Annotated in this window: 16 protein-coding genes and 1 riboswitch; of the genes, 8 read left to right on the top strand and 8 right to left on the bottom strand. The window is 40.2% G+C overall.

The window, feature by feature from the left end:
- Nucleotides 1-220 precede the first annotated feature (220 nt).
- Together MKY15_RS10925 and MKY15_RS10920 are read left to right on the top strand one after the other, a co-directional pair.
- Complete coding sequence (locus MKY15_RS10925; protein ID WP_067205763.1) at nucleotides 221-1,453, top strand: aminopeptidase; 1,233 nt, start codon at nucleotides 221-223, stop codon at nucleotides 1,451-1,453.
- 329 nt (nucleotides 1,454-1,782) lie between these two features.
- Complete coding sequence (locus MKY15_RS10920) at nucleotides 1,783-2,358, top strand: carbonic anhydrase (protein ID WP_067205761.1); 576 nt, start codon at nucleotides 1,783-1,785, stop codon at nucleotides 2,356-2,358.
- Between the two features lie 100 nt (nucleotides 2,359-2,458).
- Here MKY15_RS10920 and MKY15_RS10915 read toward each other — a convergent pair whose 3' ends face one another.
- A complete protein-coding gene (locus MKY15_RS10915; protein ID WP_067205759.1) occupies nucleotides 2,459-3,004 on the bottom strand; it encodes a GNAT family protein in 546 nt (181 codons plus the stop codon).
- Between the two features lie 7 nt (nucleotides 3,005-3,011).
- Nucleotides 3,012-4,814, bottom strand: coding sequence for a M3 family oligoendopeptidase (locus MKY15_RS10910; RefSeq protein ID WP_342539684.1), 1,803 nt, complete (start codon nucleotides 4,812-4,814; stop codon nucleotides 3,012-3,014).
- A 160-nt stretch (nucleotides 4,815-4,974) separates the two neighbouring features.
- Between MKY15_RS10910 and MKY15_RS10905 the strand changes: the two genes are divergently transcribed.
- The gene (locus tag MKY15_RS10905) at nucleotides 4,975-5,706 is read left to right on the top strand and encodes a tryptophan-rich sensory protein (RefSeq protein ID WP_067205754.1); all 732 of its coding nucleotides are present in this window, start codon (nucleotides 4,975-4,977) and stop codon (nucleotides 5,704-5,706) included.
- A 285-nt stretch (nucleotides 5,707-5,991) separates the two neighbouring features.
- Here the strand turns inward: MKY15_RS10905 and thiT are convergent, their stop codons facing one another.
- Nucleotides 5,992-6,549, bottom strand: a complete 558-nt coding sequence (gene thiT, locus MKY15_RS10900) for an energy-coupled thiamine transporter ThiT (protein ID WP_187046640.1) — start codon at nucleotides 6,547-6,549, stop codon at nucleotides 5,992-5,994.
- Between the two features lie 80 nt (nucleotides 6,550-6,629).
- A riboswitch (TPP riboswitch) is annotated at nucleotides 6,630-6,731 on the bottom strand.
- Between the two features lie 236 nt (nucleotides 6,732-6,967).
- On the opposite strand from thiT, the gene MKY15_RS10895 reads away from it, so the two are divergent.
- From MKY15_RS10895 to map, 3 genes are all read left to right on the top strand, one after another.
- Nucleotides 6,968-7,309: a DUF4870 domain-containing protein gene (locus MKY15_RS10895; RefSeq protein WP_067205748.1), complete on the top strand. Its 342-nt coding sequence runs from the start codon at nucleotides 6,968-6,970 to the stop codon at nucleotides 7,307-7,309.
- Nucleotides 7,310-7,372: 63 nt separating this feature from the next.
- Nucleotides 7,373-7,489, top strand: a complete 117-nt coding sequence (locus MKY15_RS10890; protein ID WP_231885760.1) for a hypothetical protein — start codon at nucleotides 7,373-7,375, stop codon at nucleotides 7,487-7,489.
- Between the two features lie 106 nt (nucleotides 7,490-7,595).
- Nucleotides 7,596-8,342 (top strand): type I methionyl aminopeptidase, encoded by a 747-nt coding sequence (map, locus tag MKY15_RS10885; protein WP_067205745.1) that lies wholly within the window; start codon nucleotides 7,596-7,598, stop codon nucleotides 8,340-8,342.
- A 468-nt stretch (nucleotides 8,343-8,810) separates the two neighbouring features.
- Here map and MKY15_RS10880 read toward each other — a convergent pair whose 3' ends face one another.
- The 3 genes from MKY15_RS10880 to fbpA form a co-directional block, all read right to left on the bottom strand.
- Nucleotides 8,811-9,953 (bottom strand): DEAD/DEAH box helicase, encoded by a 1,143-nt coding sequence (locus tag MKY15_RS10880; RefSeq protein ID WP_067205742.1) that lies wholly within the window; start codon nucleotides 9,951-9,953, stop codon nucleotides 8,811-8,813.
- A gap of 77 nt (nucleotides 9,954-10,030) precedes the next feature.
- Nucleotides 10,031-11,482, bottom strand: a complete 1,452-nt coding sequence (locus MKY15_RS10875) for an amidase family protein (RefSeq protein ID WP_342539682.1) — start codon at nucleotides 11,480-11,482, stop codon at nucleotides 10,031-10,033.
- A gap of 113 nt (nucleotides 11,483-11,595) precedes the next feature.
- Entirely contained in the window at nucleotides 11,596-11,748 is a 153-nt protein-coding gene (gene fbpA / locus MKY15_RS10870) for a Fur-regulated basic protein FbpA (protein ID WP_342539681.1), read from the bottom strand.
- A gap of 163 nt (nucleotides 11,749-11,911) precedes the next feature.
- Here fbpA and MKY15_RS10865 point away from each other — a divergent pair, with 163 nt between their 5' ends.
- The gene (locus tag MKY15_RS10865) at nucleotides 11,912-12,964 is read left to right on the top strand and encodes an SDR family oxidoreductase (protein ID WP_342539680.1); all 1,053 of its coding nucleotides are present in this window, start codon (nucleotides 11,912-11,914) and stop codon (nucleotides 12,962-12,964) included.
- Between the two features lie 960 nt (nucleotides 12,965-13,924).
- Here the strand turns inward: MKY15_RS10865 and MKY15_RS10860 are convergent.
- Nucleotides 13,925-14,566 (bottom strand): DUF3885 domain-containing protein, encoded by a 642-nt coding sequence (locus MKY15_RS10860; protein ID WP_187046636.1) that lies wholly within the window; start codon nucleotides 14,564-14,566, stop codon nucleotides 13,925-13,927.
- A gap of 165 nt (nucleotides 14,567-14,731) precedes the next feature.
- Nucleotides 14,732-15,343 carry a sterol desaturase family protein gene (locus tag MKY15_RS10855; RefSeq protein ID WP_338653601.1) on the bottom strand — a complete coding sequence of 204 codons (612 nt, stop codon included), beginning with the start codon at nucleotides 15,341-15,343 and terminating at the stop codon, nucleotides 14,732-14,734.
- Nucleotides 15,344-15,744: 401 nt separating this feature from the next.
- Between MKY15_RS10855 and MKY15_RS10850 the strand changes: the two genes are divergently transcribed.
- The gene (locus tag MKY15_RS10850) at nucleotides 15,745-18,417 is read left to right on the top strand and encodes a sigma-54-dependent transcriptional regulator (RefSeq protein WP_187046634.1); all 2,673 of its coding nucleotides are present in this window, start codon (nucleotides 15,745-15,747) and stop codon (nucleotides 18,415-18,417) included.
- Nucleotides 18,418-18,592: the final 175 nt, after the last annotated feature.

The raw sequence follows: 18,592 nt of genomic DNA, 5'->3' as shown, positions 1-18,592 counted from the left end.
TTCTTCTTCTTATTTCGGCATCTCCGGCCTATTCTTTAGGTGAACAGAAGTAATAAATATATGCAAGTTTTCATACTGTCACAATTTATCCTGCAAAAACCCTAATGGCTAAACTAACAATCCGTGGAGATGAAGATTAACTTTTTCAATACATTTGACGTTGCAGGCCGGGCCTATAAATTGGTACTATTATAGAAGATAGAGGAAGGAGTTTTTATTTATGTCTACTTTCGAAAAACAATTATCCCGCTATGCTGAACTTGCAGTAAAGGTTGGGGTCAATATTCAACCAAATCAATACCTTTATATCAGTGCTTCAACAGAAACAACGGAATTTGTCCGTCTTGTAACTGAAAAAGCTTATGATGCGGGTGCACGTCAAGTATTTGTTGATTGGTCCGATGACACGATTTCCCGACTGCGTTATGAAAAAGCTCCAGCTGATTCTTTTGCTGAATTCCCTGAATGGAAAGTAATGGAACGCGAAACACTTGCAGAAAAAGGTGCTGCATTCATGAGTATCGTGTCCCAAAGTCCTGACTTATTAAAAGGAATTGAGCCTTCGCGCATTGCCGACTCACAAAAAGCCACTGGACAGGCACTCGACAAATATCGGCAGTATGTACAGTCTGATAAAATCAGCTGGACAGTCATCGCCACCCCTTCAAAAGCATGGGCAGCAAAAGTGTTCCCAGAGCTCCCAGAAGAAGAACAGATTTCGGCACTTTGGACTGCAATTTTTAAAGCAGTACGTACAGACAAGCAAGACCCAGTGCAAGAGTGGATCAATCATGACAACCATCTGCATGCCAAAGTCGATTACTTAAATAACAAAAGATACCGCAAACTTCATTACAAAGCGCCAGGTACTGACCTGATTGTTGAATTGCCCGAAGGTCACTTGTGGTGTGGAGCCGGTAGCGTCAATGAGAAGGGAGATACTTTCATGGCTAATATGCCAACAGAGGAAGTATTCACTGTCCCTCTAAAAACGGGCGTCAACGGCTTTATATCAAGCACAAAACCGCTAAGCTATGGTGGAAATATCATCGATAACTTCAAATTAACATTTAAAGATGGACGAGTAACTGAGATTTCAGCCGAACAAGGTGAAGAAGTCTTGCAACGTCTAATTGATACAGATGAAGGTGCAAAACATCTTGGTGAAGTCGCACTTGTTCCACATGCTTCACCGATTTCCCAATCGGGTCTGCTTTTCTATAATACATTGTTCGATGAAAATGCATCGAATCATTTTGCGCTCGGCAGTGCCTATTCATTTTGTATTGAGGGTGGCAAAACGATGGCACGTGAAGAGCTTGTAAAGCATGGTTTAAACCAAAGTATCACACATGTCGACTTCATGGTTGGTTCTGGGGAAATGGATATTGATGGAATTAATGATGATGGCTCTTCAGAACCTGTGTTCAGCCATGGCAACTGGGCTTTCTAATAATCGTCACAATTAGGTAAAACATTTCAAGAACCCCTTAAATAATTTGGGTTTTTACTGTATACTGATGATAGTACCTAAACTAATAATTTTGAGAGGGGTCATATATATGGGCTTGATGTTCACTACAGTTATCGGCTTTATGGTTTGCCTTGGTATAACAGCTATGTTCACAATGCACTTTCTGTCTTCGGCTATGATTTCCGCCGATTCTTCAACAATTGATCCAAAACCAGACACAAACTTCTAAGAGTTGCCTTTAGGCAGCTCTTTTCTTTTTACATATTTTCAAGTATGATAAATAAAAACTTACAGAATGGGAGTATACGATGACAATTCTTTCAGAAATACTTGATTTTAATGATACATTTGTAGCTGAAAAACAATATGAACAATACGCAACAACAAAGTTTCCCGATAAGCGAATTGTAATATTAACATGTATGGATACAAGACTGACTGAGTTGTTGCCTAAGGCGATGAACTTAAAAAATGGCGATGCTAAAATTATTAAAAGCGCCGGTGCAGTCGTCACACACCCATTTGGCGGCATTATGAGAAGCTTGCTTGTAGCAGTTTATGATTTGCAAGCTGATGAAGTTTACATTGTCGGGCATCACGATTGTGGAATGAGTGCTGTCGATACAGGTCTCATTATAGAAAAAATGGTCCATCGCGGGATTGATAAAAATATCTTTAAAACTCTCAAGTACTCCGGTGTAGACATGGAAGATTGGTTACATGGGTTTGGCGATGTGACGGAAAGCGTCAAGATGAGTGTGGATGCTGTACGAAATCATCCCCTTATGGACAAAAAAGTAGCCGTTCACGGACTTGTCGTCCACCCTAATACTGGGAAGCTCGATATCATCATAGATGGCTATATGCACAATTCCAATGATTAAAATCGACGCATTTCCCGGGAAATAAACAAAAGCCGATTCCTATTTACAGGAATCGGCTTTTTATTTTAGCTATTAATTTTCGCAATGCGGTCTTACCCTTTCAAAAATCATCCTCCACAATAGCGTAGATATAATGGTCTTCCCAGACACCATTGATATAAAGGAGTTTGCGCAGCAGTCCTTCTTGGAAGTACCCAGACCTCTCCAGTACTTTTAACGAGCCGCTATTACGGGGTGAGACATATGCCTCGATCCGATGTAAAGCGACTTTATCGAATGAGAAATTAGTAACAAGACGAACCGCTTCCGTACCAATTCCCCTACCCGTTTCACGCTCATCGATTGAATAGCCGACAAATCCACTGGAAAAAGGAAGTCTTTTAATACTGTAAAGCGAGATATGGCCAATTAGCCTACTTGTTGCCTTTTCGAAGATACCGAAGTTATATTCCCTTCGGTCCCGCATTTGATAAATTGACTCCCTTATTTTCTCTCTTTGGACAGCCACGGTAAAATAACTACTTTCGTGCCGCGGTTCGAAAATAGACCAGTATTCTTTATTAGCGCTAAGTAATTCCGTGAAGCTAAATGCGTCTTCCTCTGTCAATATTCGTAAATAACAAGTTTGCCCTTCAAGCAAAATCAATTCATATTCACCCTTTTACCGAAGTAAGTTCCAAGAACTCCTCAACATCTTTTATGCATAACGCTACGCCTTTTGCCCAAAACTCTTGTTTCGTAATATCCTCACCAAGATGTTTCATCGCAAGGTCTTCAACACTCATAACCGCAGTGTCCCGTAAAAGCGCCATATATTTCTGTTCAAATCCTTCTCCATCTTCTAAAGCTTTTGCATAGATGCTAAGGGAGAACAAATAGCCGAATGTGTACGGGAAATTATAGAATTGCACGCCCGTAATGTAGAAATGGAGTTTCGACGCCCAGAAGTGTGGATGTACCGTATTAAGAGCGTCTCCGTAAGCTTCTTTCTGCGCTTCTGCCATTAACTCGTTCAATCTTTCAGCCGACACGATGCCATTTCTTCGTTCTTCATAAAATCTCGTCTCAAAAAGGAATCTCGCATGGATATTCATAAAGAATGCAACACTACGTTGAATTTTATCTTCCAGTAATGCAATCTTTTCATCCTTCGTTTCCGCGGCTTTTACAGCAGCATCTGCGACAATCATCTCTGCAAATGTCGATGCCGTTTCAGCTACGCCCATCGCATATTGGCGGTTCATCCAATGCACTGGACGCAGTGCATATGAATGGAACGCGTGACCCAATTCATGGGCAAGTGTTGCAACGTTCGACATTGTTCCGCTGTAAGTCATGAAGATACGGGATTGTTCGGATGCTGGCATACCCGTACAAAAACCACCTGGACGTTTATTCGGGCGATCTTCCGCTTCGATCCAGCTATCTTCAAACGCCTGGCGAGAAAAGGCTTCCAATTCAGGACCAAACTCTCCAAAGTGTTTTAGGATGAATTCTGCACCTTCTTGATACGACATCTTCTTTGTTGATGCTGTAACTGGCGCATCAATGTCATACCAGTTCATTTTGTCAGTACCTAGCATTCTCGCTTTGACTTGCAAGTATTCTACAAACGGGGCTTTATTTACACCAATTGCTCCCCACATTGCATCAAGTGTCTCTTCGCTCATTCTATTTCGGAGGAGTGGCTCTTTCAATACTGAATCCCAACCACGTTTTTTGTATACTTCAAGCCTAAAACCCGCAATATGATTTAATGCAGATGCGAAGAAGTCCTCTTTTCCTTCCCAAGCTTCTTCCAACGCTTCAAATGAGCGCTTTCGCACATCTGCATTCTCATGCGAACTTAGGTTATTTGCCTGCCCAACGGAAAGTTCTTTCTCTTCTCCGTCCAATTCGATTTTGATTTTAATGTCACCAACGAGCATGTCGTATAACTGTCCCCACCCATGATAGCCGTCTACGCTTAGCGACGTGATCAAACTCTCTTCTTCTTCAGACAGTTTCAGGTTGACCTCTTCACGCCATTCATTCAGTACAAATGCAAATTCCTTCAGTTCATCCGATTCCATTAATCCATTCCATGTATCCTCATCTGCTTTTGCCAGCGTTTGTCGGATTTTAAGCCCGATTGTAGAAAAACGTGCCCCAAGGGAGCCGGTTTCGCCTTGCAGTTGCAATGCTTTTTTATCTGTTGTATCCGCCGCAAGGAAACACCCAATAACGGCACCTGCCTGTGACAGGTCAAGTGCAACCTCTTTTAATGATTCAATAAGGTTTACAACTTCTTTTGACGCACCAGCTGACTGAGGAACTTCAAATGCAGAAGCCGTTTCTTCTAATGAACCTAACTTTTCTTTTACGCTATCCAAATGTGTCCGTAGTTCTGTCGATCCACTTCCACCTTTAAAGAAAACGTCAAGATCCCATACTTCAGAATACGTTTTTTGCGTCACTATTATTCCCCCTTAATTCATTCAAAATTTTCTAAAAACACAACTTGATTATAACATGAATTTTCGGTATGCGAAATAATGCAATTGTGACGGAAGGTTCATACTTTCCTTCGCAGGTTCCACCATTCCTCTGTATACTATTCAGTAGGAGGATTTAAATATGTTTAGAATTATAATTATGACCTTTTCGCTCATTGCGGTCGTTCTAGTCAATGCAGCTGCGAATATAATGCCTATCAATGGAAAAACAACCGGGCAAATCTCTAATAGTTTACCGGTACTATTTACACCTGCAGGATATACCTTTTCAATTTGGGCCGTTATTTATCTGCTTCTCGCTATCTGGTTATACGGCTTTATGCGCAACACAGTAAACATTAATCATGCATTATTCAATCGGAGGGTAGTTTTGTTTGTGCTCAGCTGCCTATTAAATATCACTTGGATTTTGCTTTGGCATTTTGGTTTCTTCGGATGGACAATTATTATCAACCTGCTTCTTCTTTTAACACTGTTAACCATTTATTTTACTTATTCTATAAAAAATAGTCATATTCATGGTAGAGTTCCGATTGCTGTCTATCTAGGATGGGTTTTTGTCGCGACCATTGCAAATATCAGTTACGTCCTTACTTTGCATGAATGGTCTGGTTGGGGACTAAGTGACCCGCTATGGACCGTCATCTACTTGACTATCGCAACCGCTATTGCACTTCATTTTTTATACCATTACGCGGATATAGCATTTAGTGCTGTCTTCATATGGGCATTTATAGGTATCACTGTAAAAAACGGTGCTGATGAACTATTCGTCTCTGCCGCAGCCCTATTTCTTGCAGCTACAATCGCAGGATTCATGTTCTTCAGACGAAAGTCATTCACACCTAAATAAAAGTGCAAGACGCTGTTTAGCCCCGACAAGCGCTGAAAGACTTGAAGACAAAGGCGGTCTTTGCCTTTTCGGCAAGACTGAAATTAAAGGAAGGCAGTCTAAAATCGCGACATCCTGTCGCAACAAGGAGGGATGTAGCTCAATCCCTCCCCACTGCATGACCCACTTCGTGTGGGCCCAGGGGCTGGCGTCTGGAGTCTAGACATCGATCCATGTAGAACAACTTATACTTTCTTACCTTTAAAAAAATCGCCGTCCTCCCACATTGGGCAGAACGGCGATTTTCTATTTTCTCTCTAAAAGACGCGGTGCTGTAGTGAATAATATTGACGCAACAATTGCTGATAATATTATTGAAGGTATCATGTAACTTGCATTGTATACGAGTGAATAGAGCCATACGGGCTGTCCCTCAGGTGCATAAGATGCAAAAAATACAATTCCACCAATGAAGTGAATCAAGTATCGAAGTAGGCCACCGATAACTGTCCCCACAACGATTGCTGTAACCATTGAGCCTTTGTTGCCTTTTACTTTACTACTTAACAGCCATGCAAGTGTAACACCTGCCACTCCAACCAACGTGTACGCCACGAAGTAATCAAGCGCAGCCTGTATTATATTAAAGACATAGCCTCCCATCATCAGTTGCAATAACCCGCTGACGAAGCCAGTCAGCATACCGCCTGCAATCCCCCATCTAAATGCCATGACAACAATCGGCAACATTGACAGCGTAACCGAGCCACCCTGTGGCATTTTAAAACCAATCTGATCAAGTACAAATGAAATTGCACCTAAAATAGCTATTTCAAGTAAAAGTTGAAGTCTTTTCCGATCCAAATTAATTCATCCCTTTCCTAGCTCAGCGAAAGATGTGGGCATAAAAAAAGACATCCCGAAATAGATGGGACATCGAATATGTCAATTTCCATCCACATTCCTACGCAAGAATAATCTTACAGGTTCTAAGGGTCAGGACGTGCTGTCCAATCTCAGCCAAATAGGCTCCCCCTGTGGTTCCAGTAATTTAGTTGTCTAGTTCATTGTATAAGATGGGGATCCTATAAGCAAGATGATTAACAGGGATGATAATTATCCTACATATGTTGAAATTAAGAATTCCATTAAATTCGCTGCGGCGCTAGGAGATGCCGCCAATCTCAGGCTCCAGTTAACCCTTGTATGGCCTCTTCGCCAAGTTTAATCTAGGGATTCATTTACTCAATATATATAGTTAAACTAAAATGGAGGGATTCGTGTGTCGAACAATAAACTGTTAGCCGCCCTATGCTACTTTAGTGTCTTCTTCACCCCTTTACTTATACCCGTCATTATTTATTTCGTTTCGGATGACCGTGAAGTAAAACACCATGCCAAGCGCTCTCTCGTTTCACATCTTGTTCCTGTCGTACTTCTTATTGCAGGATTTATCATTTTTTCTTTTTCAATGTTTTCCTTTACCTACGACCTGAATGTAATGCCTAGTGATAACTTTGGTTTTTGGCAATTAACACCTGTCTTATTCATGCTAGTTTATGGAGTTTTGCTCATAGCAATTCTAATTTGGAATGTTTTTCAAGGTGTTAAAGTATTGAAGTGAATGTTTATAAAACCACCTATTCGGGAAAAAAGTAACAAATGCTGTGTTTAGGAGTGATTCGTAATGAATATTGGAAAATTATTAAAAACCGCTATTAAATTGGCGCCTATCGTCTATCCGATTGTTCGCAAAGTAATGAAAGAAAAAAAAGTAACAAGCACGACAATCCCAAAGAAATAATTCGACAGTCTGCAAACGTTTTTTAAGTTTGTAGGCTTTTTTGTTCAGCTCCATATGATATAGTATGGTATGGAAAAGAATGAACGGAAGAAAGGATTTGAACATAATGATTGCAAAAACTGAACAGGAAATTGAAGCGTTAAAGAAAATCGGCAAAATTGTTGCTGAAATCAGGGAAGCGATGAAAGAAGCAACTGTCCCTGGTAAAACGACGAAAGAAATTGATGACATCGGCGGTCGCTTATTCGAAGAAAAAGGTGCAATTTCAGGTCCTATCGCAGAATATGATTTCCCTGGATTTACATGCATCAGCGTCAACAGTGAAGTTGCCCATGGCATGCCTGGTTCCCGCGTGATAGAAGATGGAGATCTTGTTAATATTGACGTCTCAGGTTCCTACAATGGTTATTTTGCTGACACTGGCATTTCATTTGTTGTCGGTACACCCGATAATAAGAAACAACAATTATGTGATGTGGCTAAGAGTGCATTTGAACGTGCAATGACAAAAGTTAAAGCAGGTTCAAGCTTAAACCAAATTGGTAAAGCAGTTGAACGCGAAGCAAAAGAAAATGGCTTAAAAGTCATCAAAAACTTGACTGGCCACGGCATCGGTAAAGCGTTGCACGAAGAACCTTCGCATGTACTCAATTATTATGACGCATGGGATAAGACGCTTCTAAAAGAAGGAATGGTTCTCGCAGTTGAACCGTTTATCTCTGAAAAAGCAGAGCATATTATTGAATCAGGGGATGGCTGGACGTTCATTACACCAGACAAATCTCTTGTGGCTCAAATCGAACATACAATTATCGTCACAAAAGGCGAACCAATTATTTTGACGCAACTATAATTAGTGCCTAATGTGTTCTTTCAATATATATAGAAAAGGGCTGTCCCTGGAAATCCAATGCACTTGGATTCCTGGATAGCCCTTTTTATTATTGTCTAGATATGTGGTAATAAAGTATTCCATTAAATTCACTACGGTGCTAGGGGATGCCTTCACTCGATTTATATAACTATTTTCCCACGTCTATTGATTAATCAAAAATCACCAGTGAATAACATGATCACCTACTGGGCGCTACTTGTATTCACAACAGGATTACCGAAAAAAGTGTAGCTAGAAGTGACAGAGTCACTTCTAGCTACACTTGCCTCATGGTAAATGTGTCGTGAATAGTTTGCCGAAAGCGAACCGGAAATGATTCAGTGAAAACGGATTTTTTAAGCCCTATTCACCAGTATTTTATGCAAATAAATGGTTAATCAGCACACGTGCTATTTTCCCGACATATATAGATCCCTTGCGCTTGTCTTATTTCTTTTTAGGAGCTGCAATTGTTTTTGAATTTCCTTCGGCAAGATGGCCTTTATACCATACTTTTTGAACCGTTTTAATTCCTTTAGTCAGCTTACGATAATCTCGTTCTTCTGGGTACGACAACAATGTCAATACTTCCCCATCTCCACCTGCTCGTCCAGTTCTGCCTGAACGGTGTAAATATTGCTCAACCGTATGTGGCACGTCGATGTGAATAACATGTGTTAAGCCATCAATGTCTAGCCCTCGTGCCGCAAGATCAGTTGCTATCAAAATCTTCAACTCGCCTTTACGGAAACTTTCCAATGTTTGCTGTCTCTCAAATTTCGTCATTTCTGAATGAAGAACCGCAATTGGTGCTTCGTTATACCTAAGCTTCATTTCTTTCATGCGAAGCTGATCCACATTATTAATAAATGCAAGAGCACGAATTCCATTCAAATAAGAAATCCCACGCAATACATCCGTTTTGTCCCGTGCATCCGTTTTCACAAATGAATGAACGACCTTACCCGATTTCGGCATTTCTTCCGCTCCAACTTGGATGCGGATTGGATCATTCATAAACTTGCTAGCAACAATTTCAATTTCATCTGTAATTGTCGCAGATACGGCAATAACTTGTCTTTCCGGATTTGCCGCTTCAATCATATTTTTCACAACGACACGATGATCACGCGCTAAAAGCTGATCGCCTTCATCAAGAACAATGTGACGAATATCATGCATTTTCAACTTTCTGACCTTGATAAGTTCAGCCAATCGACCAGGTGTTCCAACAACAATTGTTGGTTTTTTCTTCAATTGTTCAATCTGACGCTGCATATTGGCCCCGCCAATTAGTTGTGTAACCGTGATACCAGTTCCTGTTACCCATTCTCTGATAACATTAACGATTTGCATCGACAGTTCCTGTGATGGTGTTATAATCAGCGCCTGCGTTTGTTTTTTATCGCCATCAACCAATTGCAAAAGTGGCAATACAAATGCAAGTGTCTTGCCCGAACCCGTCGGTGACTCTGCAACGATATCTTTACCTGCCAGCATTTCAGGAATCATTTTCTCCTGGATTGGCATTTCGTACTCAAACTTCCATTTTTCTTTAAACATTTCGTCCATATTTTCTAAGAAGGACATCATTATCCCCACTTTCACTCTATTCCTTTCAGTTTATCATAATAGGCTCTGCTACACTCTATTTCTGACAAAACTGATTAAGGTTTTTTCCGTGCGTTGACACGCTGTTCGAACGCGTATGCATAGCCTATTAATTCAGGTTCAGTAAATGCTTTCCCTGAAAATGTAATGCCAAACGGTTCACCTGCCTCGGAATAGGCTGCTGGAACAGTAACAGATGGGAAACCCGCTGCCGCTCCGAAACTGCATCCATGATCTTGTGGAAATACTAGCGCTTGAATAGCATGCTCATCAAGTGCTTTGCCAAGTGCGATGTCCCCTGCCAAATGACGATTGCGGAGAAGTGCCTCTATATAAGCCCTTTCCGTCAGCGTTCCACTTGTTCGCTCCACTTTTTCCAGCATCACTTGACCGAATTTCAATGTTTCTTCTGCATGCTCATTGTTGAAGTTGATAATATCGGACAATGTACGAATCGCATTTGTTGCAGGTGTCTTCCCTAGATATGCATTCAAGGTCGCTTTAAATTCATAGAGAAGCACATTATAACCGAGGTCATTTTCCATTGTCCCTAATTCTACATCATCTATTATTACAGCACCTGCTGCCTCAAGTTCTTTGAGCGCGGCATCGAAAAGGTCCAAACGTTCCGTAGATGCTTCTCGTTCGAAAATCGTTCGTGCAACGCCAAGACGAACACCTTCAAGTGCTCTACTATCAAGCACAGACGTCCAGTCAATTCCTACTAGACGGGATGCCTCCGCTGTTACAGGGTCTTCTGGGTCCGTGCCAATCAGCAGGCTAAATGTAATTGCTGCGTCGTGTACGGTCCTTGCCATAGGCCCCGGAGTATCCTGTGTGTACGAAAGAGGCATCACCCCTGTACGGCTGATCGTTCCTACAGTCGGCTTAATGCCAACGAGCGAGTTCTGCGCTGACGGGTTAAGGATTGATCCGGTCGTCTCCGTACCAATTGCCACAGCTGCCATATTTGCTGCAATGCCTGCAGCGGCCCCCGAACTCGATCCACCGACATCAAATAAACCATATGGATTATTCACTTGACCACCTCGTGAACTCCAGCCGTTCGTCATCCGATCGGACATAAAATTCGCCCACTCTGTCATATTCGTCTTTCCGAGAATAATAGCTCCCGCATCACGTAATTTCTTAACGAGAAAAGAATCCTCTGCCGCATAGAAATCCTTAAGCGCAAGTGACCCGCAACTCGTATGCATCATGTCGCGGGTCCCCATATTATCTTTCAATAAAATCGGAATACCATGAAGAAGTGAACGGATCCCTTTTTCCCGTCTTTCTACGTCAAGAGCCCTAGCAATCTGTACAGCTTGTGGGTTCAACTCAAGCACTGCTTTTATATTTTTGTTCCTATATGAGATCGTGTCAATATACATAAACGTAAGCTCTTCAGCCGATAGCTCTCCGCTACTCATCTTTACCTGCATAGCAGAAATTGTTGCTTCATCTAGCCAATCGCTTTGAAGTTTTTTTAACTTGTCATCTAACATCGGATTTCCCCACCATTCTGAACCTTATCGCACTAGTTTACCTCAATTGGTTAAACATAAGACAATACACGCTAAAAATACCGGCTGATGCGATGGTTCCAGCCGGTACGATATTATTCGGTACGTATTATATAGGCTTTCATAAGTGCGTAAAGCGGGAGTTCGTAAAGATGTTTCCCATGTAGTTTGAAAACCCCATCTTTCACAAGGCTTTGGATGATTTTCTCTCTCTTCAAATCCATCTGTGTTTCTTCCATCTTTCTCATGCTGTAAGTTCCTCCTTGATGTCGAATCCACAACATGTATTCCTCTAATGACCTTATTTCAAACATGAAACCGCTAATTTTTCACTTAAGCAACCATATATGCGATAATTAGAATAGCAATTGGACGGAGATAATTTCTGTCCTATTCATGGAGGGATTTAGGTTGACGATTTTCTTAACGGGTTCTACTGGCTTTCTTGGTGGTAAATTACTAAATAACTTACTAGAAACGACTGATCATACATTATTTGTACTCGTTCGGGATATGGACAAAGCTCAACGACTTGTCGCGAGTCTCTCAGGGGATGCCGCGAACAGAATCCAACTTTTAAACGGCGATATTACACAACCGCTTTTCGGACTTTCTGACGATGTCATTCATGAATTACAAGGCAAAGTCGACCTGTTTTATCACATCGCAGCTCTTGTGAAATTCGATGAAGAATTACGTGAAGAGCTCTTTTCAGTCAATTACGAAGGTACAAAAAACGCGTTGGAATTGGCCAAACTATTCAATGTAAATCAATTCATTTATATCAGCACTGCTTACACGGTTGGGAAACGTGCGCATGGTGTAGAATCACTCTATCCTATCGATGCAAACGTTCATAATCCTTATGAGGAGAGCAAAGTAAAATCCGAACACCTTGCCCTGTCCTATTCCGATTGTATGGATGTATCAATATTCCGTCCTTCAATTATTGTTGGTGATTCAGAAACAGGCGAAGCTGATTCTGAGTTCACGCTTTACGGTTTTATGAGGGCACTTGATGTGTTCAAGCGTCGTATCGCTAGATCTTCTGACAAGGCTGATGTTATTTACCGTGTGGTCGGAAGTAAAAACGCAACATCGAACTTTGTTCCAGTCAATTACGTTGCTGATATTTTAGCATTGGCTGCAAGTAAAGCGGAGGCTGGCAAGATTTACAACATTACAAACCCCTCGCCTGCGACGAATTACGATCTTCTATCTCTCATCAAAAACGCACTTGATTTTCAACAGTTGGAAATCATCGAGAACGCAGAACCTGGAATGCTGACAGCTGAGGAAGAGAGGCTGAACGGCATGATTAGCGTATTCAATGCCTACTTATCCCGCTCATTCAATTTCGATGACAATAACACGCAGCAACTTATTGAAGGAACTGATGTTAAGCATTTGGAGATGGACGAACAAACGACAAAGTTAATCATCGAAGCTTACTTCGCTGTTTAGAAATATATTTCAACACGTCTGGTGAGTAGGGCTTGATGACCTTGATTTTCACTGGACTATTTTCGGCCCGCTTTCGGCTAACTATTCATGACAGATTTACTGAGGGATCCTAGTGTGGCTAGAAGTGACTCTGTCACTTCTAGCCACACTTTTTTCGGTAATCCTGTTGCGAATAGTAGCCTGTCGCGTACCTATACTATTCAAGTGAAAAATGCAGTAGTTTTGGAAGAAAAGAATAGATGACATTCTATGTAGAGTGTAAGTGCCCGAAGGTGCAATTTCGGGCACTCTTGCACGTCGTACAATGCGTTCCTTGCTTACTTTTAGTAAAGAGTATGTATCTAATTCATGTAATATCTTATAGAAAGCGACAGTTCTTTACCAAAAAAAGTAAAAACAATATTGGAAGAATCAGCAGCCAAAATTACATCTTTGGCGGCTTTTATCCGGATAAGAAGCCCCGCTATTCTTTCGTCCAAAAAAGATTCAGCGCTACGAGTACTTATGGATTTGGAGCACGACAGATAAAGTTAATCTTCAATCAGAGGGGGGTTCTTCATCCCCCACTGATTGTTAGTTTAACCATTCGGGCTTTTACGGGCAGTTGATCCCCCACTTATTTTTCTTTTGTCCTTGAAGACTTGAAGTGGGGGTCTTACTGCCCGTTAATGCGGGATAAAGGACCACCATACGATTACCGAAAAAAATGTGTAGGGATGCGACAAATTCGCATCCCTACACATCCAGACATCTCGGTAATCGTATAGAAGTCATTCAATCCAAAGTCAACTATACACGTAGCGCTCAGTAGCTGATCATGTTATTCACTGGTTACTTTTGGTTAATCAACAGACGTGATATTTCAAAAAAATATCAAAAGGACGAATACCAATATGGTTTCGTCCTTTTTTATACGCAAAGAATCTTCAATTAAGAGTATCGCTTTTCGAATCGAACTACTCAATTAAATACTTTATCAATCTTTTCCCTATCATAATCCAATATCCAATCGTTATATTTCGCATAGATACTCCGAATTGCTTCCGGGGACTTAGCCACCAAATCACAGCCTCTGTCATCATACACATGGAAGATGGTTTCATTTTTCACATTGATAAAAAAGACTCGATTATTAATACTCGGTTTTACTCCCATATCAGTATTGCATATGGCTTTTAAGAGGGAGACGTATCTAATGTCAGAGGTTTTACATTTAAGAATAAAGAGATGTGTTTTGTATTTACCGTCTTCATCGTCTTCGGGAATTATGTAAGGAATCATCTTATGCTGTAATTTGTACAGAACAGACTTATCCCGTACATACCGTGAGAACAAATTCAATTTCCCACGGAACGCCCATTTACCTCCGTAATCATGTGCATTTACCACAACTAAAATCTCTTCATCCTCTTGGTGTAAAGACTCAAACAAAGTGATAGCCCTGTCGTAAACTCCTCTAAGATAGACACTACCTTCTTTATTCTCTTCCCTTTTCCAGTCCACTCCTAATTCAAATCGAATACCAATGTCCCAGTTATAAAACAATGGTGGCGTAAGAACTAAGTTTGGGAAATTTGTTGCCATAAATTTTTCTAACTCCATATTTATTGCTCCAATCTTCGTAGAAAAATTTGCGTTTCATTTTCTGCTCTCTAAGTCCTCTCTCACTAAGCAAGACATGTTCTTGAAATGTTTCTTACTATTAATACGTTGCGAGAACATGTTAAGTTTCCCTAGTTGCAATAAGCAGGGAAACGAGTATTGTACTTACACCCTGTTTTCCAAATTACGTGCGGTCGGACTTTTTTCAACTTCCTTGTTTTCTTTAAAGGTTCCAAGCGTTTTATCGAATGAAGTATGGGTAACACCAAACCAATAATTCTCATTTTTAAAGTGATGCAAAAGATGATGCTTCTTAATATTTTTCCCCATTTTCGTACGGGGCTGTATTGGCTTATGCGCAATATAATGTTTCCATTCATAATAGAGGAAATAAGCCACTAAGCCTGTCGCGAATGACGCCGTCAGGTTCGTGCTCCCCGTTATTAGGAATACAATAAGTCCATAAATGATAAATCCCGGAATACTGAACCATAACGGCAGAAACAATAATTTCAAATCATCCGGATCGACATGATGATCATAGTGTAACCGTTTGATCATCTTCAGCATAAACGGGTTTTCTGGAGTCTTAATGTGAAATAAAAAACGGTGAACCATGTATTCACTTGTTGCATATGTCAGCATTCCCAAGACTAAAGCAACCCACGTCCAAAGATGGAGTACATGTGGAACGGTTAATGAAGCACAAACTATCAAAATAAGCAGCATAACAGCAATGTCAGGAAAAGCGCCGAACTCCCTCAAGTATTTCCTCATTTACAAGCATCCCCCTTTCCTTATAATTATATAGCAATAATTCAGACAACTCAACCATCTACTAATCATCCAATTGTAAAGATCATTTATTTTAGCAACTATAAGGTCAAAAGTATCCTTTATCATTTCAATCCATTACTACCGCTATTAGTTATAAGTACCTATCTCCTGTTTCACCTTCGTTAGAAAGCCAGACGCGAGAAGTCTTTTTGTTTCGGTATAAGGCTACTAGACCTTTTGAAATCCCAGTCTTCGCTTGAAACTCCAATTGTAGGTGGAATGAAACTTGGTTCAAGTCTTCTATCTGATTGAACTTGTTTGTGATACCATGGTAGAAATAAAGATAATACCGAACTATTCATATTAGTTGAAACAATGTAGCCGCTTGAGGAGGAATACATATGGGCCGTAAAGACGATATTTTTTATTATATTAAAAAAGTAAAAAGTAGTGTCTCCGCCATCGAGGTAGCCGAACACCTTCAACTTGATCGGTCAAATGTCAGTAGATATTTAAATGAACTTTACAAAGATGGTTTAATTGAAAAAACTAGCGGGAAACCAATCCTCTATTTTTATAAGGAGTTATTGCCTAAACCAAAATATGCAGAACCCAATCACGATGCGTTTTCTCACTTAATCGGTACGGAAGGAAGTTTGAGAATTTCCGTCCAACAAGCGAAAGCCGCAATCCACTATCCACCAAGGGGTTTGCACACTTTAATTCTAGGTAAAACAGGCACTGGAAAATCCTTTTTCGCTAAAATTATGTACAACTATTCTCTTGAGTCAAAATGTATCGAAGAGAATGCCCCTTTCATTCAATTCAATTGTGCGGATTATGCTCAAAATCCCCAGCTGTTGTTCGGACATATTTTCGGAGTGAAAAAAGGGGCTTTTACAGGGGCCACTGAGAATCGGATAGGGCTAATCGAAAAAGCCGATAAAGGGGTCTTGTTTTTAGATGAAATTCATCGGTTACCTCCCGAAGGCCAAGAAATGCTATTTACTTTCATCGATAAAGGGGAATTTCGAAGCTTAGGGGATAGTGAGGAAACGAAAACCGCTTCTGTCCAAATCATCGGGGCCACTACGGAATCTACGGAATCTTATTTACTTGAAACTTTCACAAGAAGGATTCCGATGACGATAACATTGCCCTCATTAGAGGAGCGCCAATTTGAAGAACGTTATCAGCTAATCGAGCACTTTCTTATCCAGGAGTCAGGATCTTTGAATGAGACCATCTATGTTGAAAGGCATGCACTAACCGCATTTTTACTTTATCGTACGACTGCTAACATTGGTCAATTACAGCGTGATTTAAAACTCGCTTGCGCAAAATCTTTTTTGCATTATATATCAAATCAAACATCGAGCATCCTAATTCGGCAGAATGACCTATCAATCCATGTCCAAAAAGGATTACTGGACGTTAAACAATATCGAGAAAAAATGGATGGACTCATTGATACGGAAAAGAAAGTTTTCACGTTTTCCCATAAAGATGAAAGTACTGAGTATATTGACCAAGAACACGAGGAAAATCTTTATCAAAATATGGAGAACAAGTTAAAACAACTCCACCAAGAGGGTAAGAACGATAAAGAGATTCAAACAGAATTGCTTGTTGATTTCAATCAATATTTTGATGAATACATTGACCATTTACCACAAGTTGGTTTAAAAGAAATGGTTAATAATCAAATTTTGGAGATCACTGATAAGATTTTCCACTTTGCAGAACTAGAATTAAATCGTTCCTTTAAGAAGAAAATGAAATTTGCCTTTGCACTTCATTTACAAAGAACAATTGAGCGAATCGAACAGAACAACTTGATCTCACATCCCAATTTAAATAAAATTCATAAAAAATATCCAAAAGAATTTAAAGTCGCCATTGAAGCTGCACAAATGATAGGAAATGAAGTCGGTGTAGAAATTCCACTTGACGAAATCGGTTTTATCACCATGTTTTTAGTACCCGAAATAGAAGAAAACATGTATACCCAAGAACACAAGGTCATCATTATCGTCGTTATGCATGGAAACTCGACTGCAACTAGTATGTTAATGACTGTTCAGGATCTATTAGGCGTACGACTCGGGAAGGCTTTTGATATGCCACTTTCAATGGATGCACGGGATATGTATGACCTTATCAAAGGTGCAATACATGATCTACAACCGACAAAAGGAGTCTTATTCCTTGTAGATATGGGCTCACTTTCTTCCTTTGGCCATATGATTTTTGAAGAGATGGGCATAAAAACAAAAACAGTATCAATGGCAAGTACACCTGTAGTAATGGAAGCGGTTCGAAAAGCTTCATTAGGAAGAAGCTTGGAAGATATATATCATAGCAGTAAGCAATTACTTGAAAATCAGTTCAGTTCGTCGGCATCCCTTCCGAAACCATCCAAAAAAGCCATCATTACAGCTTGCTTCACAGGCGATGGTGTCGCTAAAATGATTAAAGAACAGTTAGAAAAAGTTGTAAAAGGAAAAAATATCGAACTTATTACTTTACAATTTCTTCATCGGCAATCTTTCACAGAAAAAATCGATCAATTACTAGAGGACTATAATATATTAGCGATTGCAGGGACTGTCCAATTCGAATACTTCAATATCCCTTACTTTTCACCGATTGAAATCTTCCAGGACCATCATTTAAAAAGATTAGAAAATTTAATTGGTAATCATGAACCCTATAGCGAGATGGTAGAAGCACTTGAAAATCACTTTAAAATGATTCCCTCTGTCTCTCGTTTAATACAACTGTTGCAAAAAACCGTGATTAAACTTGAATTGCAATTGAGCATCACACTGGATACTGGGGTCGATACGGGCATTATCCTCCATTTAGCCTTTCTCATTGAAAATATGAGATTAAATCAACCAGCACGTCCATTCCCTAGTCCAAAAAAGTTTCATCAAGAGCATGCAGACAAGCTCGCGATTGTGAAAACTATCTTATATAGCTTAGAAGTCGAATATGATATTACCTTTGCAGAAAGTGAACAGATGCATATTTATAAAATGTTTGTAGAAAACAATCGTATCTCAACATAGGTACCCTAAAAAAGTGAGGTGTGTGAACGTTTACACACCTCACTTTTATGTGTGTAACGTAAAAAGCGCAAAAAGACAGCGTTTACACCAAAAAAAGTCGGCACGCTTCTTGCATATTAAATAGACGTACAAGTAAATATACGGCTATCACTATTTACTTGAATTATAAAAAGAG

It is taken from the genome of Sporosarcina sp. FSL K6-1540, assembly GCF_038620285.1.
GTDB classification, from domain to species: Bacteria; Bacillota; Bacilli; order Bacillales_A; family Planococcaceae; genus Sporosarcina; species Sporosarcina psychrophila.
The sequence above is the reverse complement of the archived record's forward strand: the minus strand, read 5'-3'. Positions and strand labels throughout refer to the sequence as shown.

Excerpts from the sequence above, each read along its gene's own strand:
- MKY15_RS10905 (WP_067205754.1), top strand. The coding sequence starts at position 4,975 with ATGTTTAGAATTATAATTATGACCTTTTCGCTCATTGCGGTCGTTCTA.
- MKY15_RS10850 (WP_187046634.1), top strand. The coding sequence starts at position 15,745 with ATGGGCCGTAAAGACGATATTTTTTATTATATTAAAAAAGTAAAAAGT.
- MKY15_RS10925 (WP_067205763.1), top strand. The coding sequence starts at position 221 with ATGTCTACTTTCGAAAAACAATTATCCCGCTATGCTGAACTTGCAGTA.
- MKY15_RS10855 (WP_338653601.1), bottom strand. The coding sequence starts at position 15,343 with ATGAGGAAATACTTGAGGGAGTTCGGCGCTTTTCCTGACATTGCTGTT.
- MKY15_RS10880 (WP_067205742.1), bottom strand. The coding sequence starts at position 9,953 with ATGTCCTTCTTAGAAAATATGGACGAAATGTTTAAAGAAAAATGGAAG.
- MKY15_RS10875 (WP_342539682.1), bottom strand. The coding sequence starts at position 11,482 with ATGTTAGATGACAAGTTAAAAAAACTTCAAAGCGATTGGCTAGATGAA.
- MKY15_RS10860 (WP_187046636.1), bottom strand. The coding sequence starts at position 14,566 with ATGGAGTTAGAAAAATTTATGGCAACAAATTTCCCAAACTTAGTTCTT.
- fbpA (WP_342539681.1), bottom strand. The coding sequence starts at position 11,748 with ATGAGAAAGATGGAAGAAACACAGATGGATTTGAAGAGAGAGAAAATC.
- map (WP_067205745.1), top strand. The coding sequence starts at position 7,596 with ATGATTGCAAAAACTGAACAGGAAATTGAAGCGTTAAAGAAAATCGGC.
- MKY15_RS10890 (WP_231885760.1), top strand. The coding sequence starts at position 7,373 with ATGAATATTGGAAAATTATTAAAAACCGCTATTAAATTGGCGCCTATC.
- MKY15_RS10920 (WP_067205761.1), top strand. The coding sequence starts at position 1,783 with ATGACAATTCTTTCAGAAATACTTGATTTTAATGATACATTTGTAGCT.